The 25,946-nt window shown below is 47.8% G+C and carries 19 protein-coding genes, 6 pseudogenes and 11 other annotated features; of the genes and pseudogenes, 10 read left to right on the top strand and 15 right to left on the bottom strand.

What is annotated here, in order from left to right:
- Positions 1 to 506: 506 nt before the first annotated feature.
- Positions 507 to 1,427: a sequence feature (Similar to Salmonella enterica subsp. enterica serovar Typhi integrase ref: NP_456439.1 (358 aa). BLAST with identity of 96% in 307 aa. This CDS contains an in-frame stop codon. The sequence has been checked and is believed to be correct.), on the bottom strand.
- Together SF1849 and SF1847 are read right to left on the bottom strand one after the other, a co-directional pair.
- Positions 507 to 1,427 (bottom strand): annotated as a pseudogene (locus tag SF1849). Its footprint overlaps the feature before it by 921 nt.
- Positions 1,428 to 1,747: 320 nt before the next feature.
- Positions 1,748 to 2,640 (bottom strand) — a mobile genetic element (partial).
- Positions 1,791 to 2,609, bottom strand: a complete 819-nt coding sequence (locus SF1847; RefSeq protein ID NP_707701.1) for an insertion sequence element IS600 protein — start codon at positions 2,607 to 2,609, stop codon at positions 1,791 to 1,793. It overlaps the preceding feature by 819 nt.
- Positions 2,640 to 3,500: a mobile genetic element (partial), on the top strand.
- Here SF1847 and SF1846 point away from each other — a divergent pair.
- Positions 2,694 to 3,020, top strand: a complete 327-nt coding sequence (locus tag SF1846) for an insertion sequence element IS629 protein (protein NP_707700.1) — start codon at positions 2,694 to 2,696, stop codon at positions 3,018 to 3,020. Its footprint overlaps the feature before it by 327 nt.
- Positions 3,020 to 3,889: pseudogene (locus SF1844) on the top strand. Before SF1846 ends, SF1844 begins: the two are co-directional and overlap by 1 nt.
- Positions 3,501 to 3,931 (top strand) — a mobile genetic element (partial). It overlaps the preceding pseudogene by 389 nt.
- Positions 3,930 to 4,306: a mobile genetic element (partial), on the bottom strand. It overlaps the preceding feature by 2 nt.
- Here SF1844 and SF1843 read toward each other — a convergent pair.
- Positions 3,940 to 4,242, bottom strand: coding sequence for an insertion sequence element IS600 transposase (locus SF1843; RefSeq protein NP_707697.1), 303 nt, complete (start codon positions 4,240 to 4,242; stop codon positions 3,940 to 3,942). (Overlaps the previous feature by 303 nt.)
- Positions 4,307 to 4,773: a sequence feature (Similar to Escherichia coli K12 transcriptional regulator LYSR-type gi: 1787589 (300 aa). BLAST with identity of 99% in 155 aa. This CDS has been truncated. The sequence has been checked and is believed to be correct.), on the top strand.
- On the opposite strand from SF1843, the pseudogene ycjZ reads away from it, so the two are divergent.
- Both ycjZ and SF1841 read left to right on the top strand, forming a co-directional pair.
- Positions 4,307 to 4,773 (top strand): annotated as a pseudogene (ycjZ, locus tag SF1842). Its footprint overlaps the feature before it by 467 nt.
- A 315-nt stretch (positions 4,774 to 5,088) precedes the next feature.
- Positions 5,089 to 6,723: a transport protein gene (locus SF1841; RefSeq protein ID NP_707696.1), complete on the top strand. Its 1,635-nt coding sequence runs from the start codon at positions 5,089 to 5,091 to the stop codon at positions 6,721 to 6,723.
- Between the two features lie 50 nt (positions 6,724 to 6,773).
- Here the strand turns inward: SF1841 and SF1840 are convergent, their stop codons facing one another.
- Positions 6,774 to 7,805, bottom strand: a complete 1,032-nt coding sequence (locus SF1840; protein NP_707695.1) for a hypothetical protein — start codon at positions 7,803 to 7,805, stop codon at positions 6,774 to 6,776.
- A gap of 55 nt (positions 7,806 to 7,860) precedes the next feature.
- Positions 7,861 to 9,109 (top strand) — a mobile genetic element.
- Between SF1840 and SF1839 the strand changes: the two genes are divergently transcribed.
- Together SF1839 and SF1838 are read left to right on the top strand one after the other, a co-directional pair.
- Entirely contained in the window at positions 7,933 to 8,235 is a 303-nt protein-coding gene (locus SF1839; RefSeq protein ID NP_707694.1) for an insertion sequence element IS911 transposase InsN, read from the top strand. It overlaps the preceding feature by 303 nt.
- Positions 8,262 to 9,101 (top strand): insertion sequence element IS911 integrase core domain-containing protein, encoded by an 840-nt coding sequence (locus tag SF1838; RefSeq protein NP_707693.1) that lies wholly within the window; start codon positions 8,262 to 8,264, stop codon positions 9,099 to 9,101. (Lies within the feature at positions 7,861 to 9,109.)
- Before the next feature lie 498 nt (positions 9,110 to 9,607).
- Here SF1838 and ydaA read toward each other — a convergent pair.
- The 7 genes from ydaA to SF1831 all read right to left on the bottom strand — a co-directional run bounded on the left by ydaA (position 9,608) and on the right by SF1831 (position 15,836).
- Positions 9,608 to 10,558, bottom strand: a complete 951-nt coding sequence (ydaA, locus tag SF1837; protein ID NP_707692.2) for a universal stress protein UspE — start codon at positions 10,556 to 10,558, stop codon at positions 9,608 to 9,610.
- Positions 10,559 to 10,709: 151 nt separating this feature from the next.
- The gene (fnr, locus tag SF1836) at positions 10,710 to 11,462 is read right to left on the bottom strand and encodes a fumarate/nitrate reduction transcriptional regulator (RefSeq protein ID NP_707691.2); all 753 of its coding nucleotides are present in this window, start codon (positions 11,460 to 11,462) and stop codon (positions 10,710 to 10,712) included.
- A 194-nt stretch (positions 11,463 to 11,656) separates the two neighbouring features.
- Positions 11,657 to 12,172, bottom strand: coding sequence for an O-6-alkylguanine-DNA:cysteine-protein methyltransferase (ogt, locus tag SF1835; protein ID NP_707690.1), 516 nt, complete (start codon positions 12,170 to 12,172; stop codon positions 11,657 to 11,659).
- Positions 12,173 to 12,182: 10 nt separating this feature from the next.
- Positions 12,183 to 12,386: a hypothetical protein gene (locus SF1834a; RefSeq protein ID YP_008439256.1), complete on the bottom strand. Its 204-nt coding sequence runs from the start codon at positions 12,384 to 12,386 to the stop codon at positions 12,183 to 12,185.
- A gap of 329 nt (positions 12,387 to 12,715) precedes the next feature.
- A complete protein-coding gene (locus tag SF1834) occupies positions 12,716 to 13,531 on the bottom strand; it encodes a hypothetical protein (protein NP_707689.3) in 816 nt (271 codons plus the stop codon).
- Positions 13,532 to 13,624: 93 nt separating this feature from the next.
- Positions 13,625 to 16,344: a sequence feature (Similar to Mesorhizobium loti probable secretion protein ref: NP_103897.1 (367 aa). BLAST with identity of 46% in 906 aa. This CDS has been disrupted by insertion. The sequence has been checked and is believed to be correct.), on the top strand.
- Positions 14,268 to 15,620 (bottom strand) — a mobile genetic element (partial). Its footprint overlaps the feature before it by 1,353 nt.
- A complete protein-coding gene (locus SF1832; RefSeq protein NP_707688.1) occupies positions 14,439 to 15,638 on the bottom strand; it encodes an IS1294 transposase in 1,200 nt (399 codons plus the stop codon). It overlaps the preceding feature by 1,182 nt.
- Positions 15,648 to 15,836, bottom strand: a complete 189-nt coding sequence (locus SF1831; RefSeq protein ID NP_707687.1) for a hypothetical protein — start codon at positions 15,834 to 15,836, stop codon at positions 15,648 to 15,650.
- On the opposite strand from SF1831, the gene SF1830 reads away from it, so the two are divergent.
- Together SF1830 and ydaL are read left to right on the top strand one after the other, a co-directional pair.
- Entirely contained in the window at positions 16,341 to 17,795 is a 1,455-nt protein-coding gene (locus tag SF1830; RefSeq protein NP_707686.1) for a multidrug resistant protein-like protein, read from the top strand.
- 253 nt (positions 17,796 to 18,048) lie before the next feature.
- Positions 18,049 to 18,612 (top strand) — a sequence feature (Similar to Escherichia coli K12 conserved hypothetical protein gi: 1787602 (188 aa). BLAST with identity of 98% in 187 aa. This CDS ontains frameshift. The sequence has been checked and is believed to be correct.).
- Positions 18,049 to 18,612 (top strand): annotated as a pseudogene (gene ydaL / locus SF1829). (Overlaps the previous feature by 564 nt.)
- Before the next feature lie 20 nt (positions 18,613 to 18,632).
- Positions 18,633 to 19,925, bottom strand: a sequence feature (Similar to Escherichia coli K12 conserved hypothetical protein gi: 1787603 (431 aa). BLAST with identity of 98% in 431 aa. This CDS ontains frameshift. The sequence has been checked and is believed to be correct.).
- On the opposite strand, the pseudogene SF1828 reads toward ydaL, so the two are convergent.
- Positions 18,633 to 19,925 (bottom strand): annotated as a pseudogene (locus tag SF1828). Its footprint overlaps the feature before it by 1,293 nt.
- Before the next feature lie 194 nt (positions 19,926 to 20,119).
- On the opposite strand from SF1828, the gene zntB reads away from it, so the two are divergent.
- Both zntB and dbpA read left to right on the top strand, forming a co-directional pair.
- Positions 20,120 to 21,103: a zinc transporter gene (gene zntB, locus SF1827; protein NP_707685.1), complete on the top strand. Its 984-nt coding sequence runs from the start codon at positions 20,120 to 20,122 to the stop codon at positions 21,101 to 21,103.
- 477 nt (positions 21,104 to 21,580) lie between these two features.
- The gene (dbpA, locus tag SF1826) at positions 21,581 to 22,948 is read left to right on the top strand and encodes an ATP-dependent RNA helicase DbpA (RefSeq protein NP_707684.2); all 1,368 of its coding nucleotides are present in this window, start codon (positions 21,581 to 21,583) and stop codon (positions 22,946 to 22,948) included.
- A gap of 128 nt (positions 22,949 to 23,076) precedes the next feature.
- Here the strand turns inward: dbpA and ydaO are convergent, their stop codons facing one another.
- From ydaO to SF1823, 3 genes and pseudogenes are all read right to left on the bottom strand, one after another.
- On the bottom strand, positions 23,077 to 24,012 hold the full coding sequence (gene ydaO, locus SF1825; RefSeq protein NP_707683.1) for a tRNA 2-thiocytidine biosynthesis protein TtcA: 936 nt from the start codon (positions 24,010 to 24,012) through the stop codon (positions 23,077 to 23,079).
- Positions 24,013 to 24,187: 175 nt separating this feature from the next.
- Positions 24,188 to 24,694: a universal stress protein F gene (ynaF, locus tag SF1824; protein ID NP_707682.2), complete on the bottom strand. Its 507-nt coding sequence runs from the start codon at positions 24,692 to 24,694 to the stop codon at positions 24,188 to 24,190.
- Positions 24,695 to 24,782: 88 nt separating this feature from the next.
- Positions 24,783 to 25,892 (bottom strand): annotated as a pseudogene (locus tag SF1823).
- Positions 25,893 to 25,946 lie beyond the last annotated feature (54 nt).

The following is a 25,946-nucleotide window of genomic DNA, read 5'->3' as shown; positions in this document are numbered from 1 at the left end:
AGTTCTTTCACCAGAACGGGCGGTTTTTAACATTTAAGCTGATGAGCACCGCGCTTTTTATTGACCATTTTGCACGCAAACTGGAAAACCTGGCGTCGTCATCTATTCTTAAAGGGCAAGGCAACTAAGCCTGCATTAATGCCAACTTTTAGCGCACGGCTCTCTCCCAAGAGCCATTTCCCTGGACCGAATACAGGAATCGTATTCGGTCTTTTTTTAATTGTATTTAAAATCAATTAGTTGCAAACGTCTCCCCGAAATTCCCCGAAATTTACTCGAATTTCTGTATTCCGGTCTTTTTTGGTTATATCACAACCAAAATACATTTAACAATCCATTTACGTTAAAATCAGAGCAGTAAGTACGTTTTTTCTCTCTCATCAAGATACATTTTTGTTGTCTTCTCCGATGTGTGGCCAAGTAGACGCTGAGCAAATTCTTCTCCACATATTTCTTTGTACAATCGTCCAGCCAGGCTTCTGATTTCGTGAAAAGTTGGTGGGTTTTCACTGAACAGTGATACCTGTTAATTTTCTGGCTGCGACAAATTTCTTTGTCAGGCCGTCCGGGTGAATGCTGCCGTCAGGGCTGTTTTTTCTAATCCCGGCACTGATTAGATAATCCCCCCTACTTACCATGCGGCACTGTTCAACTACTGCACCAAGTCGTAAACCAGCGACAGGAAGGCTGAGTGACAGGGGGATAGCAATCATCATTCCTGTCTTAATTTGCCTGATGTGGAGACGATCATCATAAATATCACTGAACCGCATATTCGTTATGTCTTCGCGACGTTGTCCTGTTACAAGGGCTAAGTCCATAGCTAATGGGAACCATGCCGGAAGTTGATCTGCTGCCTCCCTGATGCAGTTGTATGTCTTTAGTTTCAGCCGTTCTCTTGTAACTACTATTTTCGGTGCTCTTGTTGGCGTTACTGGATTTTGAGATATACGTCCTTCAACAATGGCTTCGCGGAACATATCAGATAACACAGAACGCATTGATCCTGCCATCGTGTTTTTCCCTCCTTCAATCTACAAATCAAGAAACTCGGCGATATGGCGAGTGGTTATTTCTGTCAGTAAAACCCCTCCTAATTTTTCTTTTATTGTCTCCAGTTGATTTACCCGAGTTTTATAAGTATTTCTGGACGCTTTTCTCCTTATAAGAATCGTTTTGTAACGTTCAATCCAGCCTGCCATAGTAAATGAGTCGACCCCTTTAAGCTTTTCAATTAGGGCAGCAGGAGAGTAGTTTTTGTATATATAATGATTTGCTTCAATTGCCTGCGCTACTGCATCTCTTCTTGAAATTTTACCTAGTGTAAATTCTTCTTTCGTCAGAGGGTTGCGCCAGTAATATGCTTTGTCTCTCCTTCGATATGTTAAGTTTCTAGGCAAATTGGGATCGTATTTTTTCCGCTGCATGTTTTAACTTCTCCATTAACGGACTGTCTCTCCCTTGTCGCCCATTAGGCTGATGGTGTGTTATATCGGTATCAACCTTATTTGGGTTGATATAGAAAGCCTCCGGAACCACCCTGTAACTCCTCCCGTGTAGTTCAGGTGCAGGATAAATGTTTCCATTCCTTGCCCATCGTCTCAGCGTTGATATTGATGGTGGGTTATCCGGATATCTGAGTTTTCCCCACGTTTTGAGTGTCACAAGATTCATTGCCATACCTCTCACGATATGACCGCCAGTAAATATACAGAATACTGGCGGGTGTGGTTGATTTTTAATAATCTGAGGTGTACTGGCAATAGCGGACACTACCATTTGTTCTTTTTTTAAGCAGTCATCTGATGATATTTTTCCCTGAAGGCTGCCGGGGAGATATTCCCCAGACGAGAGTGACGACGCTGACGATTGTAGAAAATCTCAATGTATTCCCGTATTACTGAGATGGCTTCATCCCGGTTATTAAAACGATAGTGGCTCAGGCTCTCATTTTTCAGCGTTCCCCAGAAGCTTTCCATCGGAGCATTGTCGTAACAGTTACCTTTACGCGACATTGATGTTTTCAGACCAAACTGCTCCTGTATGACCCGGTAATCGTATGCGCAGTACTGTGAACCTCGATCAGAGTGGTGGATTAGCCCGGCAGGTGGGCGCTGGCTCCTGAGCGCCATAAACAGGGCTTTACCTGTCAGCTCTTTTGTCATGCGCTCTCCCATGGCGTAGCCGACAATTTCGCACGTATAAACATCTTTGATGCCAGCGAGGTACAACCATCCCTCCTGTGTGGCAACATACGTCAGGTCCGCCACCCAGACCTGATTTGGTGCTGTAGGAGCGAACGTCTGGTTCAGCAGATTTGGCGCAACTGGCAGATTGTGGTTCGAGTTCGTAGTCGCTCTGAACTTGTGTTTCTGCTTACAGCGTAGCCTCAGCTCCTTACGAAGACGTGCCAGTCGGTCACGACCAACGATGATGCCATTCTCTGCCAGCTCCGTCTGGAGCCGCCGGGTTCCATATGTTTCGCGAGTGCGGATATGTGCCACCTTAATCTCCAGTTTTAGCCGCTCATCACTTTGTTTTCTGTCTGAGGGTTCATGCTGTACCCAGTTGTAATAACCGCTCCTGGATACACCAAATACCTGACACATCGCTTCAATGGGAAATTGTTGTCGCCATTGTGAACCGCCCCGGGAATCCTGGAGACTAAACTTCCTGAGAAAGAGGTAAACAGGATGACTAAAAATACTCGTTTTTCCCCCGAAGTCCGTCAACGGGCAGTCCGTATGGTTCTGGAAAGTCAGGGCGAATATGACTCACAATGGGCGACAATTTGTTCCATTGCTCCAAAGATTGGCTGTACGCCGGAGACTCTGCGTGTCTGGGGTCGCCAGCATGAGCGGGATACCGGGGGCGGTGATGGAGGGCTCACCACCGCTGAACGTCAGCGTCTGAAAGAGCCGGAACGTGAAAATCGTGAACTGCGCCGCAGTAACAATATCCTTCGCCTGGCTTCCGCTTATTTTGCAAAGGCGGAGTTCGACCGCCTCTGGAAAAAATAATGCCACTGCTGGATAAGCTGCGTGAGCAGTACGGGGTCGGACCGGTATGCAGTGAACTGCATATTGCCCCGTCAACGTATTACCACTGTCAGCAACAGCGACATCATCCGGATAAACGCAGTGCCCGTGCGCAGCGCGATGACTGGCTGAAGAAAGAGATACAGCGCGTATACGATGAAAATCACAAGGTATACGGTGTAAAGTCTGGCGTCAGTTGTTACGGGAAGGTATCAGAGTGGCCAGATGCACTGTGGCACGTCTCATGGCGGTTATGGGACTTGCCGGTGTTCTCCGGGGTAAAAAGGTCCGTACGACCATCAGCCGGAAAGCCGTTGCCGCAGGCGACCGCGTAAACCGTCAGTTCGTGGCAGAACGACCTGACCAGCTGTGGGTGGCTGATTTTACTTACGTCAGCACATGGCGGGGCTTCGTCTATGTGGCGTTCATCATTGATGTGTTTGCCGGATACATCGTGGGGTGCCATGGAAACGACATTCGTGCTGGATGCACTGGAGCAGGCGTTATGGGCCCGTCGACCGTCCGGCACGGTCCATCACAGTGATAAAGGTTCTCAGTATGTATCGCTGGCCTACACACAGCGGCTTAAGGAAGCCGGATTACTGGCATCAACAGGAAGTACAGGCGACTCGTATGACAACGCGATGGCGGAGAGCATCAATGGTCTTTACAAAGCGGAGGTAATACACCGTAAGAGCTGGAAAAACCGTGCAGAAGTGGAACTGGCCACACTAACGTGGGTGGACTGGTATAACAATCGACGATTGCTGGAAAGGCTGGGCCACATCCCTCCGGCAGAAGCAGAAAAAGCTTATTATGCTTCCATCGGAAACGATGATCTGGCAGCCTGAGTTCACAGATAAAACACTCTCCAGGAAACCCGGGGCGGTTCATTGTTCGATTAACGCGTATTTTTCAGCGACTCCTGTGCAAAATACGCTGTTGCTTTTTTTAAAATATCTCGCTCAAGGCGAGCTTCATTTAACGCCTTACGCAGTTGCAGAATTTCAGATTCCAGTTCAGCCACCGTGCGGGAACCAGGAGTACCGAGCCCTTTTCTGGCGGCGGTAACCCATTGTCCTAAAGTGCCTTCAGGAAGAGATAATCGGGAAGCGCCTTCACTGATCGAAAGTTGATTTTCAAGAACCGTTCTGACAGCTTCGGCTTTGAACTCTTTAGAGTAACGTTGGGTTTTTCTGCTCATTATTAGCTCCTTCTGATGCCATTCTATTTCAGGAAGGAGTGTCCGTTAAACTCAGGCTACCTCATCCGTCTGGGTGGGGAGATGGATAAAGATATGATCGCCATTCGAATCGGGCCAGATATACCAATGGCTATTGTTGGCTCACCGGATTATTTTTCTCGTCGAAGTGCTCCAACGTCAGTGTCACAATTAATAGATCATCAGGCAATTAATTTGTATCTTCCCACATCGGGTACAGCAAATCGCTGGAGATTAATACGCGGTGGACGTGAAGTTCGTGTTCGCATGGAAGGTCAGCTTTTACTGAATACGATAGACCTGATCATTGATGCTGCAATTGATGGGCATGGATTGGCGTATCTACCTTATGATCAGGTTGAGCGGGCTATTAAAGAAAAAAAACTGATACGTGTTTTGGATAAATTCACTCCAGATTTACCCGGTTATCACCTGTACTATCCACACCGTCGACATGCTGGCTCGGCATTCTCATTATTTATAGATAGGCTGAAGTATAAAGGTGCTGTTTAGCACTACTTGCTGATACATTAATTTAATTCTTCTCTTAACGTATTCTCAGTTCCTTTCAACGTTTTGGTTATTTTTTATTCTTCGTACAATGGCGACAGATGCTGATTATGATACCGAAAACTGGTTTGAACGTGCGAAGCCCGAACGTAGTGTTCGGTGTTCTATGTGCTTTGCCACATTTTGGCGTCTATTATTTACACTAAATCTGATTTGATATATTGATACTTAAAACATTTGATGCTTCCTTTGTCACTTTTTTGATGGAAGTTGTTTGCATTTCTTTAAGGCGAAACAAATAATTACGCATCAATTTTAATGTCGGTTAGAGGGAAACTTATGAAGCACTCTGTTTCAGTTACGTGTTGTGCGCTGTTGGTCAGCAGCATTTCTCTTTCGTATGCTGCAGAAGTTCCGAGCGGCACAGTACTGGCAGAGAAGCAGGAGCTGGTGCGCCACATTAAAGATGAGCCTGCGTCGCTGGATCCCGCTAAAGCCGTGGGCCTGCCAGAGATTCAGGTCATTCGCGATCTGTTTGAAGGTCTGGTGAATCAGAACGAAAAAGGGGAGATTGTCCCCGGCGTCGCGACTCAATGGAAAAGTAATGACAACCGTATCTGGACTTTTACCCTGCGCGATAACGCAAAATGGGCGGATGGCACACCGGTAACGGCGCAAGATTTTGTCTACAGCTGGCAACGTCTGGTGGACCCAAAAACATTGTCGCCATTTGCATGGTTTGCCGCGCTGGCGGGAATCAACAACGCACAGGCGATTATTGATGGTAAAGCTACGCCTGATCAGCTTGGCGTCACCGCAGTTGATGCCCATACTTTGAAAATTCAGCTTGATAAACCGTTGCCGTGGTTTGTGAATTTAACCGCTAACTTTGCCTTCTTCCCGGTGCAAAAAGCCAACGTAGAAAGCGGTAAAGAGTGGACGAAACCCGGAAATCTGATCGGCAATGGCGCTTATGTTCTTAAAGAGCGCGTAGTCAATGAAAAACTGGTCGTGGTACCGAATACCCATTATTGGGATAACGCCAAAACGGTGCTGCAAAAAGTGACCTTCCTGCCAATTAATCAGGAATCCGCAGCCACTAAGCGTTACCTCGCGGGGGATATTGATATCACCGAATCCTTCCCGAAAAATATGTATCAGAAGCTGTTGAAGGATATTCCGGGGCAGGTTTATACGCCACCGCAGCTCGGGACCTATTATTATGCCTTTAACACGCAAAAAGGGCCGACGGCAGATCAGCGCGTTCGCCTGGCATTAAGTATGACGATAGATCGCCGCCTGATGACCGAAAAAGTGTTGGGGACGGGCGAAAAGCCAGCGTGGCATTTTATACCAGATGTTACCGCCGGATTTACGCCGGAACCTTCGCCGTTTGAACAAATGAGTCAGGAAGAACTGAATGCGCAGGCAAAAACTTTGTTGAGCGCAGCTGGTTATGGTCCGCAAAAACCGCTGAAGCTGACGCTTTTGTATAACACTTCAGAAAACCATCAAAAAATTGCGATTGCTGTAGCATCGATGTGGAAAAAGAACCTTGGCGTAGATGTTAAATTGCAAAATCAGGAATGGAAAACCTATATCGATAGCCGTAACACCGGCAATTTTGATGTTATCCGCGCCTCATGGGTGGGGGATTATAATGAACCCTCCACTTTCCTGACATTATTAACGTCAATGCATTCAGGAAATATTTCACGCTTTAACAATCCGGCATACGACAAAGTTCTGGCCCAGGCATCGACGGAAAATACCGTTAAAGCGCGTAATGCCGATTACAACGCGGCAGAAAAAATCCTCATGGAGCAAGCACCGATTGCACCAATTTATCAATATACCAATGGACGATTAATCAAACCGTGGCTGAAAGGTTATCCCATTAATAACCCTGAAGATGTAGCGTACAGTCGGACTATGTATATTGTGAAGCATTGATGTGATGGGAACTGGCGTTACCCTTGTGGATAACGCCAGTGATGTCTGATTTAGCGCCCCTGTTCCGGCGGTGTAATGTTATCCATATACAGCGTCTGGCTGGGGAAGGCAAAGTCCGCGCCGTGTGACTGTACAATATCGATAATCTTCAAATAAACGTCTTGCTGTGCAGCAAGCCACTCAGCCCATACCGTGGTTTTGGTAAAGCAATAAACCATAATATTCAATGACGAGTCAGCAAACTGGTTGAAATAAACCAGTAAGGTTTGTCGCTGGTCGATGGCCGGGTGATTTTTCAGCATCTCACGTACGGCTTCGACAATAACGCCCACTTTTGCCGCATCCTCATAACGTAAACCAATGGTCGTGGTAATGCGGCGGTTGGTCATTCGTCCTGGGTTTTCTACGCTGATCGACGAAAACAGCGAGTTCGGTACGTACAATGGACGATTATCAAAGGTCGTAATTTTGGTAATTCGCCAGCCAATTTCCGCTACTGTACCTTCGATATTTCTGTCCGGTGAACGGATCCAGTCGCCAATACTGAAAGGACGGTCGAAATAGAGCATGATCCCGGAAAAGAAATTACTCAGAATATCTTTACCGGCCATACCGACAGCCAGACCACCAATACCACCAAAGGTCAGCAAGCCAGAAAGGCTCATGCCGAAATGTTCGCCATAAAGCAGAACAAGCACTACAATAATGGTGATTTTGATAATGCGCGACATAATCCGCGCACTGGTGATATCGCGACCTTTTTTAATCTGCTGTTTTTCAAACTGATTAATCAGCAGAAATAGCTTAATCGTCAGAATAACCGCAATCAGGGACGTACAGATAAAATCGATAACGCCTGGGGTGATAAATTTGAGTTTATAGTTTTCTATAACATAATTACTGATGCTACCAACAGCACTGATAATTATGGTGTAGATTAAAAATTGCACCGCATGGAATAAAAATCCTTTTCTTTTACGATTTCCACGGCGAAACCAAAAGCTCATCAGAATCAATGCTGCGCAGCTACCGAAAATAATGACCAGATTAAGCGCATTATTTGTAAACAGTTCAGCGATCATTGTTTTATCAGGCTCCTCCAGATAATTGTCGTCATGCCGGAAACCCCTGGCGGGGTGAAGTGGCACACTGAATTTGGCCACCTGAACAGAGGTGATATGCTCACCTCAGAACAACACAGGTGCTCCAATGAAAAAAAGAAATTTTAGCGCAGAGTTTAAACGCGAATCCGCTCAACTGGTTGTTGACCAGAAATACACGGTGGCAGATGCCGCCAAAGCTATGGATGTTGGCCTTTCCACAATGACAAGATGGGTCAAACAACTGCGTGATGAGCGTCAGGGCAAAACACCAAAAGCCTCCCCCATTACCCCGGAACAAATTGAAATCCGTGAGCTCAGGAAAAAGCTACAACGCATTGAAATGGAGAATGAAATATTAAAAAAGGCTACCGCGCTCTTGATGTCAGACTCCCTGAACAGTTCTCGATAATCGGGAAACTCAGAGCGCATTATCCTGTGGTCACACTCTGCCATGTGTTCGGGGTTCATCGCAGCAGCTACAGATACTGGAAAAATCGTCCTGAAAAACCAGACGGCAGACGGGCTGTATTACGCAGTCAGGTACTTGAGCTACATGGCATCAGCCACGGTTCGGCCGGAGCAAGAAGCATCGCCACAATGGCAACCCGGAGAGGCTACCAGATGGGACGCTGGCTTGCTGGCAGGCTCATGAAAGAGCTGGGGCTGGTCAGCTGTCAGCAGCCGACTCACCGGTATAAACGTGGTGGTCATGAACATGTTGCTATCCCTAACTACCTTGAAAGGCAGTTCGCCGTGACCGAGCCAAATCAGGTGTGGTGCGGTGATGTGACCTATATCTGGACGGGTAAGCGCTGGGCGTACCTCGCCGTTGTTCTCGACCTGTTCGCAAGAAAACCAGTGGGCTGGGCCATGTCGTTCTCGCCGGACAGCAGGCTCACCATGAAAGCGCTGGAAATGGCATGGGAAACCCGTGGTAAGCCCGGCGGGGTGATGTTCCACAGCGATCAGGGCAGTCATTATACGAGCAGGCAGTTCCGGCAGTTATTGTGGCGATACCAGATCAGACAGAGTATGAGCCGGCGCGGAAACTGCTGGGATAACAGCCCAATGGAACGCTTCTTCAGGAGTCTGAAGAACGAATGGATGCCGGTGGTGGGTTACGTAAGCTTCAGCGAGGCAGCTCACGCCATAACGGACTATATCGTTGGATATTACAGCGCACTAAGACCGCACGAATATAACGGTGGGTTACCCCCAAACGAATCGGAAAATCGATACTGGAAAAACTCTAACTCGGTGGCCAGTTTTTGTTGACCACTTCAGGGCTATTTTACCGCGACAATTCATTCAGAACATCAATAGTCAGGGAAGGAAGTAGCAACATTAGCTAACTAATCAATGCGTTGATTGTAAATCCAGCTAAGAGGTGAGGTTTTCAGAGCAGACAACGGTGAAACGTCATGGTATTGTTACGTTTAGGTAACAAGAAATTTGTCTGCACAAGGATTACATCATGATTATGGCGAAACTGAAGTCAGCGAAAGGGAAGAAATTTCTCTTTGGTTTGTTGGCGGTTTTCATTATTGCGGCGTCGGTTGTGACTCGCGCGACCATCGGCGGCGTTATAGAACAGTACAATATTCCGCTGTCTGAGTGGACGACATCAATGTATGTGATTTAGTCATCGATGATTTTTGTTTATAGCCTGGTCTTTACTGTGTTGCTGGCAATCCCGTTGGGAATTTATTTCCTTGGCGGCGAAGAGCAGTAAGTAAAAAATAGGCCCGATAACTCGGGCCTTGTCAGTTATTGAAGAGTCGTTAATCGTCTTCTTCGTCATCCAGTTCAACGGGTGTCTGATACTGGTCAGGTTTAATGACCAGCAGGTCGCAGCGAAGATGATCAATCACCTGTTCCGCCGTGTTGCCGAGGAATGCTGCTGAAATACCGGTGCGTCCGACCGTGCCCAGAACCACAATTCCCGCCTGTAAATGCTCCGCCAAATCAGGAATCACCTCTTCGGGCAGACCTTTTTCTACGTGCGTCATGTTTTCATTAATGCCGAATTTCTGCCGCAGGGCTTTCATTGCCAGCAAATGTTGCCCACGAATGGCATCGTTATAAACGCTCGGGTCAAATTCCGGCAGTTCAATCGCGATATTAATTGGCGTTACCGGATAAGCGCCAACCAGATGAACTTCGGTATGGTTGACTTGTTCTGCCAGTTCGATCGTCTCTTTGACCAGTTTTTCATTGAGCGCATTATGATACGGCTCTTCACTGGCGAGATTCACCGCCACCAGCGCCTTGCCTCCTTCCGGCCACGGCTGGTCTTTCACCATCCACACCGGGCTTGGGCATTTGCGTAACAGATGCCAGTCCGTTGGCGTAAAAATCACCGCTTCCAGACGGTCATGTTGGTGCGCCATTTTTAGCACCAAATCGTGTCCGCCGCTGATCACTTCCTGAATGATGGCTTCGAAAGGACGGTTATGCCAGACCACTTTAATTTCAATGGGAACGCCAGCATTGAGATAATATTTTGCCTGCTCGTGGATCCAGGCTGTACGCTGGCTGATGACGCCCTGACGCATAGCGGTACGTTCGTCCGGGGAGAGCAGGGTGGTCATTTCGTATGAGAAGTCATAGATCGGCAAAAAGGCTTTAATTTTGCCACCAATCCGTTGATGTAAATAAACAGCTCGCCGCAATGCTGGTTGGTCGTCCTGGTTAGGATCGATAACAACGAGCATGTTCTGATACATAGCCATACAGGGTCTCCTTACAACAACTGTCAACGCAGTTTGTAATTAAAAGATTAACCCATATCTGGTGAATGAAACAGTGATGAACCTTCTGCCAGATCAATAAATCAGAAAAATTTAATGATATGACAGAAGGATAGTGAGTTATGCGGAAAAATCAGGCAACGTTACGCGTATGGCCAGCAAGCTGGGCCAGCGCATCGTTATTTTCGATGGTGATGTATTTACCTTTGACTGCCAGCATACCGCTTTTCTGGAAGCGACCCAGCAGACGGCTGATGGTTTCTACCGTCAGGCCCAGATAGTTACCAATATCGCCACGAGTCATCGTCAGGCGGAATTCACGAGGGGAGAAGCCGCGTTGGGCAAAACGACGGGACAGGTTGTAGATGAATGCAGCCAGACGTTCCTCGGCATTTTTCTTCGACAACAGCAAGATCATGTCCTGATCGCCTTTGATTTCACCGCTCATCAGACGCATCATCTGCTGACGCAGATTCGGCATTTTACCGGACAAATCGTCCAGCGTTTCGAACGGAATTTCACATACCATCGAGGTTTCCAGCGCCTGAGCGAAGCTCGGGTGATGGCCGCTGCCGATGGCGTCAAATCCCACTAGGTCGCCTGCTAAATGGAAACCAGTGATTTGCTCGTCGCCTTGCTCAGTGATTGTATAACTTTTAATCGTACCGGAGCGGATGGCATAAAGCGATTTAAGTTCATCACCAGCCTTAAACAGCGTCTGGCCTTTCTGAATAGGCTTCTTCCGCTCAATGATATTATCAAGCTGATCAAGCTCATGTTCGTTGAGTGTGAACGGGATGCAAAGCTGGCTGATGCTGCAATCCTGGCAATGGATAGCACAACCGCCAGACTGAATGCGCCGTATAATTCGCTTTTCCGGGATCATAGGTCTGCTCAAGCCGTAATTGATATTTGTCAATTTTAACATCTTTTTAGGGAGCAAGTAAGTCTAAGCAAACTTTAACAGCAGAGAATTCCGATATTAGATGTAAATATATGTCTATCTATTTGAAACTCCTTAAGTTGTCAAGGGTAACTTTACATAAAAGTGTGAACAAGCTGGCACAAATTGTTTAATGTTTACAGCAAAAGATAACCTTCGTGGCGCAATAACCACTCTTTTCGCTGAACTCCGCCTGCATATCCGGTCATGGTGCCGTTTCGGCCAATAACCCGATGGCAAGGTACGACGATGCTGATGGGATTCGATCCGTTTGCCGCACCAACGGCACGCGCCGCGCCAGGGCGGCCCAATTGTTCAGCCAGTTGGCCGTAATGCATTACCTGCCCGCAGGGGATAGTGCGTAGTGTTTTCCAGACTTCGCGCTGAAATGGCGTCCCCCCCGTGGCAGTGGGAAGCGTATCAATAATGCTAAGATTACCGGCAAAATATTCACGAAGCTTGTCGCTTAAACCACCTGGGTTGGTGGCAGAAATGCGCTCATAGCCTTCTTTGCGATAATGGATGTCCAGCAGCTGCACCATGCGTTCGCTGTACTCTTCCCATTCAACCGCCCGCAGGCGAAATTGCTCATCGCAAATCACCCACAGTGGACCCAGTGGCGTGGCAATTTTTTCTTCAAGTAATCTCAGCATCCGTTCTCTCTTAAGACAAACGTGGGTAAATACCCTGACCTATCGGCAGACCGACAAGATACCACGCCAGCAACATCAGCAGCCATACCACCAAAAAGATAAGTGGATAGGGCAAGACTAACGAATAGTAAGTACCCAGTTTCGCGTCTGGTTTGTCGCAGTCTGATAGCATAAAGCGATTTTTTAATTTTTCTGCCTGAAGAAATGAGGGCAAGCCATCACATGGATCGAGGGTGGGATAATTCCAGTCAGTGAAATTTTACCGTAGGCTATCTGTTATTTGATTCTGTGGCGTGATAGCCGCCAGACACCACTGAACTCGTCACTCATTCCCCAATCCCGGCGAGAATGTGGTTATTTACAGAGCTAAAAAATGAATAAAAAAATAGAGCCTGTCGACATCCGCCAGACTCTACAGTACACACAGCAGTGCATCCTCGTCTTAAATCCGGCCTGGGGTCCTGGTGACCGGTGACAGTGTTATAACGGTTTTACCCATCCGTTGCCAATTTTCTTCAGTGACAGATTTCACGAAAATATAAGTTAAATCATTTGTCTTGTGATTGCATAATTATGCATCGTTAATCGACGAGTAAATTTACCGGGCGAGTAGCCCGTTCGACGCTTAAACATATTGCCGAACGATTCAGCTGAGGCATAGCCCAGACGATGGGCAATTTTGGTCAACGAATATCCATCATCAAGAAGCGTCACTGCAGAAATAACGTGCATTTGCTGAACCCAGTGGCGAAATGTTAATCCCGTCTCTTTAACAAATAAGCGCATGAGTGTACGGCTACTGACGTTAATTTTATCCGCTAGATTATCCAGTGTTGGCAGATACCCTTGGTTGTTTAGCAAATTCTCACAAAGCTGCTGTAGCCGCTCATCATTTGGCCAAGGGAGTTCAAGTGACATTTTCACCCCCATTTTTATTTCCTGAAGTATCAGTGTCTCGAGGGCTGAAAAACGTAACTGTTGTTTATCTGTGGTACTTTGCGACGGTGGAAGTTGGTTAATTGCAATTAGTAATTCCCTTAACAGGGGTGAAATACCCGTCATGAAGCAAACTGTTCCCAGCGTTTCACTTTCCGCTTCTGAAACCAGTACGGTTTTTAAAAGTACGTTGCCTGTCGCAACAAACTTATGCGGCATTTGTGGGGGCAGCCAAAGCGCGCTGCTGGCATGGACTAGCCAGACGCTTTCTCCAGCCCATACACGAACGACTCCTTCAGCCGGGTAAAGCAACTGGGCATAGAGATGTTTATGCCAGGGAACTGTACCTCCATTCAGATGTTCCGAATCCAGTCCGATAATGTGATGCCCTGGTGATGCTTTGGGTTGCAGTGTAATTGTCATTTACAGTAGGTATTTTGTCAGAAATCATCAAATAAGCCATGTTAAATTTTAAATATGACGTATGCAAGTTTCCGGATATATACGGTGTAAAGAGTGATGATAATTTCTAAAAAACAGCTTATTGGGGTGGTAGCGATCGGTATTCTTTTGACTGGCGTTGTCTTTTTTATCTGGAGGGTAAGCAAAGGAAGATTTATACAGACGACGGATGATGCTTACATTGGTGGTAATATCACCACGGTGGCAAGTAAAGTTTCTGGTTATATTTCTGCTATAGAGGTGCGCGATAATCAGAGCGTAAAAAAAGGCGATATTATCCTGCGTCTCGATGATCGGGATTATCGTGCAAATGTCGCCAGGCTTGAGGCAAAAATAAAAAGTAGCAAAGCCAATCTCGAAGGCATTCAAGCCACTATTACGATGCAGCAGTCGATAATTCAAAGTGCCAGTGAAACATGGCAGGCAGTAAAACATGAGGAGCAAAAGCGCCTGCGAGATACTGAACGTTATGAAAAACTCGCACAATCAGCGGCAATATCGCAACAAATTATTGATAACGCCAGGTTTGACTACCAGCAGGTCGCAGCAAAGGAGCGCAAAGCCGCGAACGATTTCCTGGTGGAGAAGCAACGGCTGGCAGTTTTATCTGCTCAGGAAGAAAACGTACGTGCGAGTATCGAAGAAGTTCAGGCCGCTTTGACTCAGGCACTACTGGATCTGGAATATACCCTTGTTCACGTATAGGAAATTGAAAAACCAGACGATACCGCTGTCCACGCCTTATGCCACGTGAGCTTTTCTGCTTTTCCCTCCACTCCGGTGTTTTCTCTCTCTGCATGGTCGATTCTTATACCGCAACAGGCTGTTTTTTATACTTGCACCGATTCCCGGGCACACTTAGCCTGTGTCAGGCCGGCATATACCTCAGCAGACTGATATCCCGCGCGTTTTTCTTCAGCCCCTCCACATTCAGTCCCGCGATGGCCCGGCGGTATACCATCCGGCCGCCACACAGCACGCATTCGAACGGGTCACGACTCAGGAACTGTTTCACCATTTGTGCATAGCACACTTTCGCCACTGGTTCCGGTTTATCCATCCCCAGAGCACGGTACACCTGCGGCAGCTTCTCTCCACACACCCGGTTGGCAAGGAACCCGAAGTACCTCACCATCTTAAAAAACTTCTCCGGGATGTGCTGTTTCAGCCTCGCGACCAGCTCACGCTGTGTCAGCGTTTCCGTCGCCGTTTCTCCCGTTTTGTGGTCCAGGTAACGGAAGCTCAGGCTCGCCCCTCCGTTGTAATGTGCCAGCCGGGAGGCCGCTATCGGCGGCTTCTTCAGATAACGACCCAGGTAGCGCGCCGTATTCCTCCCGCCGGCCGTTTTTTTCGACATGTACACATGCCAGTATTTTCCTCCGGCTTTCAGCACCAGGCTTCTCCTCTGTGATTCCGTCGTGATATGTGACAACGACTCCGGCATCGCCAGCCCCTCTGACCACGCTTTCAGAAGCCGTTGCCGCATATTCCACATCCACCGCGAACGCATCGCGTCTTTCAGGAAGCTCAGCTTTTTCCACTGACCATGCTTATTCAGACCTCCACAGGTTACAGACACATGTACATGCGGATGCCAGTTGAGACGACGGCCATACGTGTGGATGGCGCAGAAGATACCGGGTTCCTGCCCCCGTTTCCGGGCGGCATACAGCAGATTCTCCACCGCCAGACGGCACACGTCATTCAGCAGCCACCGGTTGCTTTCGAACACCGGCCACTGCGTGTCCGGCAGGGTGAAGACCAGGTGTACCCAGTCGCAGTCAGGAAGACGATTCAGCTGTGTCGCTATCCACAGGTCTGTGGCCTTTTTTCCGCAGGACGGGCAGGCACGGCTGCCGCATGAGTTAGTGACGTATCTGACGTGGGGGCACTCAGGTTTATCGCAGATGTATTCCTTCACGCCCAGTATCCGCGTGCCGCAGGCCAGCATTTTTGTGACAGCCTCAACCTCGATATCGCGCAGACCGCCCGCATCCAGGAAGGATGTCCAGCACTGGTTGGCCGTGAACAGACGTTTCAGCGGGCGGGGAGTAAAAGCGGACAACATGAGGACGGATTAACCCCCGGTATCCTGTAGCCGGGTAAGGGCTGCTGTGTCGCCACGGCGCTCCAGGATGGAGGCCGCGACCATCGCAGGTGGTGGGTCCATGGGTTTGAGCATCTTCATCCAGTCCCATTCACGTTGTGAGAGCTTCTCAGCACCAACAGAGAGCAGAACGGTATCTATACTTTTGCGGGTCAACATAAGAGGATGAGTCCTTAATAAAACAGGTCCTCAGAGCATACATATTCTGCGGAGCGTGCGGCAACAACAGGACGAACAGGGGCGGTTTTCAATTTGCAGCCGTCAGGCTGCCGTGGTTCGTGCGCCGATTGATGGCATTGTCGCAAACCGCAGCGCCCATACAGGCAGTTGGGTGGAAGGCGGCACATCGTTAGTTTCACTAGTACCAGTCAGTGAGTTGTGGGTTGATGCAAATTATAAAGAAAACCAAATAGCGGGAATGAAGCCAGGAATGAAGGCTGAGATCCGTGCTGATATTCTCAAAGGGGAAGTGTTTCACGGTCACATTGAAAGCCTTTCCCCAGCGACAGGAGCCAGTTTCAGCTTGATTCCGATAGAAAATGCCACTGGCAATTTCACCAAAATTGTTCAGCGTGTCCCGGTACGGATTGCATTTGACGACGCAAAGGAATTAAAGCAACTTCTTCGCCCGGGACTGTCCGTCACCGTCAGTGTTGATGAGAGATGATGTCTATGCGTAAACATATTGCTTTCGCCAGTATGTGTATGGGATTATTTATTGCTCAGCTTGATATTCAAATTGTATCGTCATCCCTAAATGAAATAGGTGGTGGTCTGTCCGCAGGTAAAGACGAAATGGCCTGGCTTCAGACCAGCTATTTAATTGCTGAGATTATTGTTATTCCGCTCTCTGGGTGGCTGTCACGGGTATTTTCCACTCGTTGGCTTTTTACTCTATCCGCGGGAATATTTACTTTAATGAGTATCGCGTGTGGACTTGCATGGAATATTCAGATCATGATTTTGTTTCGTGCTTTACAGGGAGCTGCTGGCGCATCCATGATCCCTTTAGTTTTCACGATGGCGTTTATTTATTACCAGGGTAAAGAGTTGGGGTTGGCTGCTGCGGTAGTCAGTGCGCTGGCCTCACTGTCACCGACGCTAGGGCCAACTCTGGGGGGCTGGCTCACTGATAACCTCGACTGGCGATGGCTATTTTATATCAATATATTACCTGGCATATATTTAGTTTTGAGTATTCCTTTTCTGGTTAATTTTGATAAACCTGATCTCTCTTTACTGAAAGTTGCTGATTATCCGAGTATTATCCTGTTGGCCATGACTCTGGGATGTCTGGAATATACCCTTGAAGAAGGAGCGCGCTGGGGATGGCTGGATGATAATACTATTTTGCTGACATCAGTTCTGGCATTGGTGAGTTTTATTTTATTTGCTGCGCGTACACTTACAATATCCAATCCGATAATGGATCTTCATGCTTTTAAGGATAAAAATTTCACTCTGGGATGTTTTTTTTCTTTTTCTGGAGGGGTTGGGATATTCTCTACTGTATATTTAATACCTGTGTTTTTGGGGCAGATTCGCGGATTAAATGCCGAAGAGATAGGTTTTGCCGTTTGCACAACAGGTATTTTCCAGTTATTTTCTGTTCCCTTTTACTTCTGGTTAAGTAAAAAAATAAATCTGCGATGGCTGTTGATGGCGGGGCTGGGCGGATTTGTGTTTTCAATGTATCTTTTTACCCCTATAACCCACGAATGGGGATGGCAGGAATTACTGTTTCCACAGGCAATTAGAGGGATTTCGCAGCAGTTTGCGATGGCCCCCATCGTAACATTAACGCTGGGGGGAATTCCAAAAGAACGGCTGAAGTTAGCCTCTGGTGTATTTAATTTAACACGTAATCTTGGGGGCGCGATTGGTATTGCCCTGTGTGGCTCTATTCTCAATAATCGAACTAATTTTCATTTTTCGAGAATGGGTGAAAAAATGGTTTCTGTTCCCCATACGGTGAATGACTTCATTTCCAGAAGTGCTTTATTTTTTAATCGCAGTAGAAGTGACCAGACATCGGAAATACTGGCTTCAACCAAATTATTGAGTCAATTGATGCTGAGGGAGGCGCAAACTATGGCATTTTCGGTACCTTTCTGCTAATCAGTGGTCTGTTATTTATCGCATTTTTGTTGGTTCCTGCTATGAATAAATCATCCTGATCGGAGCCTGTGCTGAATTAAACTCGGGCTAAACTGTTCGATACTGCTAACAGGCTAGTATAAAATGCCCCGCCTGCGCAGATACTCACAGGTATGAAGTAGAGTATTGTTTCAATCTGTGAAGGGAACGATGCAGTAAGTATGAACAATTAACCCGTCTGAATCACGACGTGTGAAGGTGCATAGGAGGTTACATGAACCTTGACGACAAATCGCTGTTTCTTGACGCCATGGAAGATGTCCAGCCGCTGAAACGTGCTACAGATGTCCACTGGCATCCAACGCGTAACCAACGTGCGCCGCAGCGTATCGACACGCTGCAGCTTGATAATTTCCTCACTACCGGATTTCTCGACATCATCCCGCTAAGTCAGCCGCTGGAGTTTCGGCAGGAAGGGTTGTAGCATGGGGTGCTGGATAAGCTGCGCAGTGGTAAATATCCGCAACAGGCGAGCCTGAATCTTTTGCGCCAGCCGGTGGAAGAGTGCCGCAAAATGGTGTTCAGTTTCATTCAACAAGCCCTGGCGGATGGTTTGCGTAATGTGCTGATTATTCATGGTAAAGGGCGGGAAGATAAATCACATGCCAATATTGTCCGCAGCTATGTGGCGCGCTGGCTGACCGAATTTGATGATGTTCAGGCATATTGCACCGCGCTACCGCATCATGGCGGCAGCGGGGCGTGTTACGTCGCACTACGTAAAACGGCGCAGGCGAAGCAAGAAAACTGGGAGCGCCACGCTAAGCGCAGTCGTTGATCTCGAGACGCATCCGCGGCTTATGCCGCCAGCACGCGGTTGCGTCCATCATTTTTCGCCCGATACAAAGCATCATCAACGCGTTTAAACAGTTCATCGATGCTTTCATTTCCTTCGTGATGCGCCACACCAATGCTGACGGTAAAGCGTGGTAAGCCCGAAATACTCACTTTTGCCACGCTTACGCGGATAGTTTCAGCCAGCGAAAGCGCGGTATCCAGTGGGGTTCTTGGTAGCAATAAGACAAACTCTTCGCCTCCCCAACGAAACACCAAATCGCCTTTGCGAGCGCAACTTTCGAGGGGGCGGGCGAGGGCGCATAACACCTCATCACCTTTAGAATGCCCATAGAGATCGTTAATGTGTTTAAAACGATCGGTGTCGATGAGCAACAAGCTGTAATCCTGAGCGATGGCGAGATGCTGCATTTGGCCTGGTTCCGTAATGTGATAAAACTGTCGCCGATTCAGTAATCCGGTCATCGCGTCATGGTGAGCAGCATGTTCCAGCTGCTCCTCCAGCCGTTTTTGCTCAGTAATATCATGCACAATACATAACATGAGCTTGTCGCCATAAATTTCAATCGGTCCGGCATAGGTCTGCACATGACGAGTAGATCCATCCGCCAGTTTATGAACAAAATTCAAAGGGTTATGACCGCCGGGTAAATGCGAAATTTCATGCATGATAGGCATGACGCGACGCCCAAGCATATTTATTTCCTAGGTATGTTTCTGGCACATCGTTTCATGGTTATAACCATAGAAATTGAGCGCGGCGAGGTTAGCATCGACGATTTGTCCATCTCGTGACGGGTCAATCAACAACATTGGTGCAGAGTTAGTCAGAAAAAAGCGCGCATAAAAACCTTGTTTTTTGCGCTGATAATTTGCCGAGCGACTGGCTTTTAAACCCAGCGTTGCCGGCGCTTCGATACCTTCGAAAATAATCACCGGTTCTGTTTCTGTCAGCTCTCGCAAAACAAGCCGACAGCTTAATGCTGTTTCCTCTTCTTTACGCTGAACAGTGAGGATTTCGATAATATCGTGTTGGTTTTGCAGATCGGAGAGGTATTTCGGCAGTTCTTTTTGTGAGGAGACGGAATAGGGTCAGGTTCGTAGCTGACTAAACGTGAGGTCTTGCATCAACAGTCGCGCCGCGCTATTGGCATAAATTAACTGTTCCTCAAAGGGCGAAACAATCCAGACAGGACTGGTGAGTAAGTCCAGGGTATTGAAGTTGTGCGTAATCATTGAGATCCCGTTATTTTTATCAATTTTTGTTGCTATCCGATCGCAAAAAAGCCACGTCATATGATCAGATAATTCTGATAATGATAGACGCTATTTAACACTTCACACGGTTTGTATACGGAAAAGCATTTTGCTTTTTGTATTCAATTTAGACAGAATTTTATTAATCATTTCAGGGTAATGGGGTGATGAGATGTTGCGTAACAGGGCCAGAAGGCTAGACTACAAAATAATGCGTTGATGATGGAGGCACAGTGGAAGCGATTAAGGGATCGGACGTTAATGTCCCGGATGCAGTATTTGCCTGGATGCTGGATGGTAGAGGCGGCGTTAAACCGCTGGAAAATACAGATGTGATTGATGAAGCGCATCCCTGCTGGCTCCACCTTAATTATGTACACCATGATAGCGCCCAATGGCTGGCGACAACACCGCTGCTTCCCAATAACGTACGTGATGCGCTGGCGGGCGAGAGCACACGGCCCCGAGTCAGCCGTTTCGGTGAAGGCACGCTGATTACATTGCGCTGTATAAACGGCAGCACCGATGAACGCCCCGATCAACTGGTCGCCATGCGTGTATATATGGACGGGCGGTTAATTGTTTCGACCCGACAACGCAAAGTGCTGGCGCTGGACGATGTGGTGAGCGATCTGGAAGAGGGCACGGGTCCGACCGATTGCGGGGGATGGCTGGTGGATGTGTGCGATGCGTTGACCGATCATTCCAGTGAATTTATCGAGCAGCTGCACGATAAAATTATCGACCTTGAAGATAATCTCCTTGATCAGCAAATTCCACCGCGTGGATTCCTGGCTCTGCTGCGCAAACAATTAATTGTGATGCGTCGCTATATGGCACCGCAACGTGATGTTTATGCTCGTCTTGCCAGTGAACGTTTGCCGTGGATGAGCGATGACCAACGCCGTCGGATGCAGGATATTGCCGATCGCCTTGGGCGCGGCCTTGACGAAATCGACGCCTGTATAGCACGGACTGGCGTGATGGCGGATGAAATCGCTCAGGTGATGCAGGAAAATTTAGCTCGTCGTACCTATACAATGTCGTTGATGGCAATGGTCTTTTTACCCAGTACCTTTCTGACCGGGTTATTTGGCGTCAACCTTGGTGGGATCCCTGGCGGCGGGTGGCAATTCGGATTTTCAATTTTTTGTATTCTGTTAGTTGTTCTTATTGGTGGTGTTGCTTTATGGTTGCACCGTAGTAAATGGTTGTAACAAAAGCAATTTTTCCGGCTGTCTGTATACAAAAACGCCGCAAAGTTTGAGCGAAGTCAATAAACTCTCTACCCATTCAGGGCAATATCTCCCTTGCAGGTGAATGCAACGTCAAGCGATGGGCGTTGCGCTCCATATTGTCTTACTTCCTTTTTTGAATTACTGCATAGCACAATTGATTCGTACGACGCCGACTTTGATGAGTCGGCTTTTTTTTGCCTGTTATTTATCAGCGTCTACCCTTTAAGAGTCCACCCAATGACCGGAGGGAAATATGACGACACTTATTTATTTGCAAATTCCTGTCCCTGAACCGATTCCTGGCGATCCTGTTCCAGTGCCCGATCCGATCCCTCGCCCGCAACCCATGCCTGACCCACCACCCGATGAAGAACCGATTAAATTGTCGCATCGTGAGCGTAGATCTGCGAGGATACGCGCCTGCTAACTTTGCGTCGATGACCACGAGAATAGATTGTGACCGCTTTTTCTACCCTGAATGTTTTGCCTCCCGCCCAACTCACGAACCTTAATGAGTTGGGTTATTTAACCATGACGCCGGTGCAGGCCGCCGCGCTTCCGGCGATCCTTGCCGGAAAAGATGTTCGCGTGCAGGCGAAAACCGGCAGCGGCAAAACGGCGGCTTTTGGCCTCGGCTTGTTACAGCAAATTGATGCGTCGCTATTTCAAACCCAGGCTTTAGTGCTGTGTCCTACGCGTGAACTGGCGGATCAGGTGGCAGGTGAATTGCGTCGGCTGGCGCGTTTTCTGCCAAATACCAAAATTTTGACGTTGTGCGGTGGTCAACCGTTCGGTATGCAGCGTGATTCGCTGCAACATGCGCCGCATATTATCGTGGCAACGCCGGGTCGTTTGCTGGATCACTTGCAAAAAGGCACGGTATCACTGGATGCGCTGAATACTTTGGTGATGGATGAGGCCGACCGCATGCTGGATATGGGATTTAGCGATGCCATTGATGATGTCATCCGTTTTGCGCCTGCATCTCGACAGACGCTTCTGTTTTCGGCAACCTGGCCGGAAGCCATCGCCGCAATCAGCGGACGAGTGCAACGCGATCCTTTGGCGATTGAAATTGACTCAACAGATGCTTTGCCACCCATTGAACAACAATTTTATGAGACATCCAGTAAAGGCAAAATTCCTCTGTTGCAACGGTTATTAAGCTTGCATCAGCCATCCTCTTGTGTGGTGTTTTGCAATACCAAAAAAGATTGCCAGGCTGTCTGCGACGCGCTGAATGAAGTAGAGCAAAGTGCATTGTCGTTACACGGCGATCTGGAGCAACGCGATCAGACCCTGGTACGTTTTGCTAACGGTAGCGCCCGTGTACTGGTTGCGACTGATGTTGCTGCGCGTGGTCTGGATATTAAATCGCTTGAGCTGGTGGTGAACTTTGAGCTGGCGTGGGACCCTGAAGTTCATGTACATCGCATCGGTCGTACAGCTCGTGCAGGAAATAGCGGTCTGGCGATCAGTTTCTGTGCTCCGGAAGAAGCACAGCGGGCCAATATCATTTCTGACATGTTGCAGATAAAACTTAACTGGCAAACGCCGCCAGCTAATAGTTCCATTGTGACGCTGGAAGCAGAAATGGCAACGTTGTGTATCGATGGCGGGAAAAAAGCCAAAATGCGCCCGGGTGATGTATTAGGTGCACTGACAGGAGATATCGGGCTTGATGGCGCAGATATTGGCAAAATCGCCGTGCATCCGGCGCATGTCTATGTCGCGGTCCGTCAGGCTGTTGCTCATAAAGCATGGAAACAGTTACAGGGCGGGAAGATTAAAGGAAAAACGTGCCGGGTGCGGTTATTAAAATAATGAAATGTTGAATTGCCGGGTGCAAGAGTAAACATCTTATTCGGGATTGCCAGATGCGACGCTGGCCGCGTCTTATCCGGCCTCCATAAGAGTAGCCCGATACGCTTGCGCATCGGGCGCTATCCTGGTTATTTCACTTCAACCACATTCAGCCGTAACTCATCCAACTGATTTTCATCTTCTTCTGGCTGCCAGCCCGCCGGTTGTAGTGGGATCTCTTCGCGATCAAACGCCAGATCACCCCCGTTAACCACTTCAGAACCGTGGGTAATGCCTTTGAAATCGAACAGGTTGGTATCGCACAGATGCGACGGCACCACATTCTGCATCGCGCTGAACATCGTCTCGATACGCCCTGGATAACGTTTATCCCAGTCACGCAACATGTCAGCAATCACCTGACGTTGCAGGTTAGGCTGTGAACCGCACAGGTTGCACGGAATAATCGGGAACGCTTTTGCATCGGCAAATCGCTGAATATCTTTCTCGCGGCAGTAGGCCAGTGGACGAATAACGATATGTTTGCCATCATCGCTCATCAGTTTCGGAGGCATACCTTTCATCTTGCCGCCGTAGAACATATTTAAGAACAACGTTTGCAGGATATCGTCACGATGGTGACCCAACGCGATCTTCGTCGTCCCCAGTTCCGTTGCGGTGCGATAAAGGATACCGCGACGTAGCCGAGAACACAGTGAGCAAGTGGTTTTGCCCTCTGGAATCTTCTCTTTCACGATACCGTAAGTGTTCTCTTCAACAATCTTGTACTCAACGCCCAGCTTTTCAAGATACTCGGGCAGAACGTGTTCCGGGAAGCCCGGTTGCTTTTGATCGAGGTTAACAGCCACCAGCGAAAAATTGATTGGCGCGCTTTGCTGCAAATTGCGCAGAATCTCCAGCATGGTATAGCTGTCTTTACCCCCGGAGAGGCAAACCATGATGCGATCGCCTTCTTCAATCATATTGAAGTCAGCAATGGCTTCGCCCACGTTACGACGCAGACGTTTTTGTAATTTGTTCAGGTTGTATTGTTCTTTCTTACTAATTTCTTGATTTTGCGACATTTAAAAGCGACTCAATTCGTTATATGGCATCAGAAGAGTATGCGTCATGCCGGAACGCTCAGCATAAGAAATCTGATATAAAAACTGTGGCGTGTATGGTACGGATTAGAGGGGAAAATGTCAGCACATTTGCGAAATGAATCAAAAAGCCCGCAGCAATGTGCGGGCGTTAGTGTCAGCGCACAACCAGCACGGAGCACTCTGCGTGACGCACTACAGCTGCGGCGTTGGAACCGAGCAGATAAGTGGTGATATCCGGTCGATGGGAAGCAATGATGATCATATGAGCGGGGATCTTCTTCGCCAATTCCAGAATGCGGTCTTTGGGCGAGCCTTCCTCAACATGGACATGCACTCTGTCGGTTGGCAGTTTAAATTTTTTAATGATCTCTTCCAGTTGCGATTTGGCTTCCGCTTTCAGGTCATCCATTGCCGGTAATTCTGCGGAATACGCTAAACCCAGAGAGGCATAGTAGGGCAGTGAAGGTATTACCGTCAGGAAATGAACCTCTGCATCATCAATCTTTGCCTCTGCCTCAACGTGGCTAATCACGCGTTGAGTTAATTCTGAATCTGAAATATCGATAGGGACAAGAATCGTTCTGTTCATAAAACCTCCTGTTTTAGTATCCGCATAAAGTGTAACGCCAGATGACACTTTTTGTGTAATGACGGAGTTCACATTTTTAATTTAGATCAAAGGAGGAAGAATAAGCAGAAAAAGCCCGCCATAACAGCGGGCAGGAGGATTTAGAACTGATAAACCAGACCTAAAGCGACAATATCATCGGTAGAGATGCCGTTGGCAGCGTAGAAACTGTCATCTTCATCCAACAGGTTGATTTTATAGTCAACATAGGTGGACATGTTTTTATTGAAATAGTAAGTCGCGCCAACATCGGCGTATTTAACCAGATCTTTATCATCAACACCTGCCGGGTTGTCTGCACCACCAGCAGCGTGAAGGTCACGGCCTTTAGACATCAGGAAAGAGACTGCCGGACGCAGACAAAAATCAAACTGGTACTAGTAACTTCAAAGTTCTGGGTTTTGTTCGCAACTGCATAATCGCTGTCGCCAAACGGGGTCATATTACGCGTTTCTGAATACATGGTTGCTAGGTAAATATTGTTAGCATCGTATTTTAGCCCAGCAGTCCACGCGTCTGCTTTATCACCACCCGCCGCAGTATGGTTAACCTGGTCATTGGTGCGGTCAGAAGAGGTGTATGCCGCACCAGCGCTAAAGCCCATGCCTAAATCATATGTTGTGGAAAGACCCCAGCCGTCACCGTTTTCATGACGAACATCGCGTTCGTTATTGGTGCCTTCCTGACCATTACTGGCTCCTTCGTTGTTACCTTGATACTGCACCGCGAAGTTCAGACCATTTACCAGACCGAAGAAATCAGTATTACGATAAGTCGCGACGCCATTGGCTCGACCAGTCATAAAGTTGTCTGCATTGGTATAAGAGTCACCGCCAAATTCAGGCAGCATATCGGTCCAGCCTTCGATGTCGTACATTACGCCATAATTACGTCCGTAATCGAAAGAACCGTAATCTGCAAATTTCAGTCCGGCAAATGCCAGACGGGTCCATGACTGGTTTTTTGAAGATTCAGTGTTGTTTGCCTGAATATTGTATTCCCATTGACCGTAGCCAGTAAGTTGATCGTTAATTTGGGTTTCGCCTTTAAAACCCAGACGCGCATAGCTCTGGTCGCCATCTTTCGCTGAATTATCAGAAAAATAATGCAGGCCATCAACTTTGCCATACAGATCTAATTTGTTGCCGTCTTTATTATAAACTTCGGCTGCATGTGCAGCACCTGCGGCGAGCAGGGCAGGAATTAAAAGTGCCAGTACTTTTCTTTTCATTGAATAAATCCTTTAGTTATTTTATTTGCCTTTTATCCCCATTTCGGGGAGTGA

This window comes from Shigella flexneri 2a str. 301 (genome assembly GCF_000006925.2).
GTDB lineage: Bacteria > Pseudomonadota > Gammaproteobacteria > Enterobacterales > Enterobacteriaceae > ECMA0423.
Note: the sequence above shows the minus strand (reverse complement) of the source record. Positions and strands in the feature narration are given on the sequence as shown.

Coding starts and splice junctions, on each gene's coding strand:
- SF1847 (NP_707701.1), bottom strand. CDS start 2,609: ATGTGTCAGGTATTTGGTGTATCCAGGAGCGGTTATTACAACTGGGTA.
- SF1846 (NP_707700.1), top strand. CDS start 2,694: ATGACTAAAAATACTCGTTTTTCCCCCGAAGTCCGTCAACGGGCAGTC.
- SF1843 (NP_707697.1), bottom strand. CDS start 4,242: ATGAGCAGAAAAACCCAACGTTACTCTAAAGAGTTCAAAGCCGAAGCT.
- SF1841 (NP_707696.1), top strand. CDS start 5,089: ATGTCGGTTAGAGGGAAACTTATGAAGCACTCTGTTTCAGTTACGTGT.
- SF1840 (NP_707695.1), bottom strand. CDS start 7,805: ATGATCGCTGAACTGTTTACAAATAATGCGCTTAATCTGGTCATTATT.
- SF1839 (NP_707694.1), top strand. CDS start 7,933: ATGAAAAAAAGAAATTTTAGCGCAGAGTTTAAACGCGAATCCGCTCAA.
- ydaA (NP_707692.2), bottom strand. CDS start 10,558: ATGGCTATGTATCAGAACATGCTCGTTGTTATCGATCCTAACCAGGAC.
- fnr (NP_707691.2), bottom strand. CDS start 11,462: ATGATCCCGGAAAAGCGAATTATACGGCGCATTCAGTCTGGCGGTTGT.
- ogt (NP_707690.1), bottom strand. CDS start 12,172: ATGCTGAGATTACTTGAAGAAAAAATTGCCACGCCACTGGGTCCACTG.
- SF1834 (NP_707689.3), bottom strand. CDS start 13,531: ATGACAATTACACTGCAACCCAAAGCATCACCAGGGCATCACATTATC.
- SF1832 (NP_707688.1), bottom strand. CDS start 15,638: ATGTTGTCCGCTTTTACTCCCCGCCCGCTGAAACGTCTGTTCACGGCC.
- SF1831 (NP_707687.1), bottom strand. CDS start 15,836: ATGTTGACCCGCAAAAGTATAGATACCGTTCTGCTCTCTGTTGGTGCT.
- SF1830 (NP_707686.1), top strand. CDS start 16,341: ATGATGTCTATGCGTAAACATATTGCTTTCGCCAGTATGTGTATGGGA.
- ydaO (NP_707683.1), bottom strand. CDS start 24,012: ATGTCGCAAAATCAAGAAATTAGTAAGAAAGAACAATACAACCTGAAC.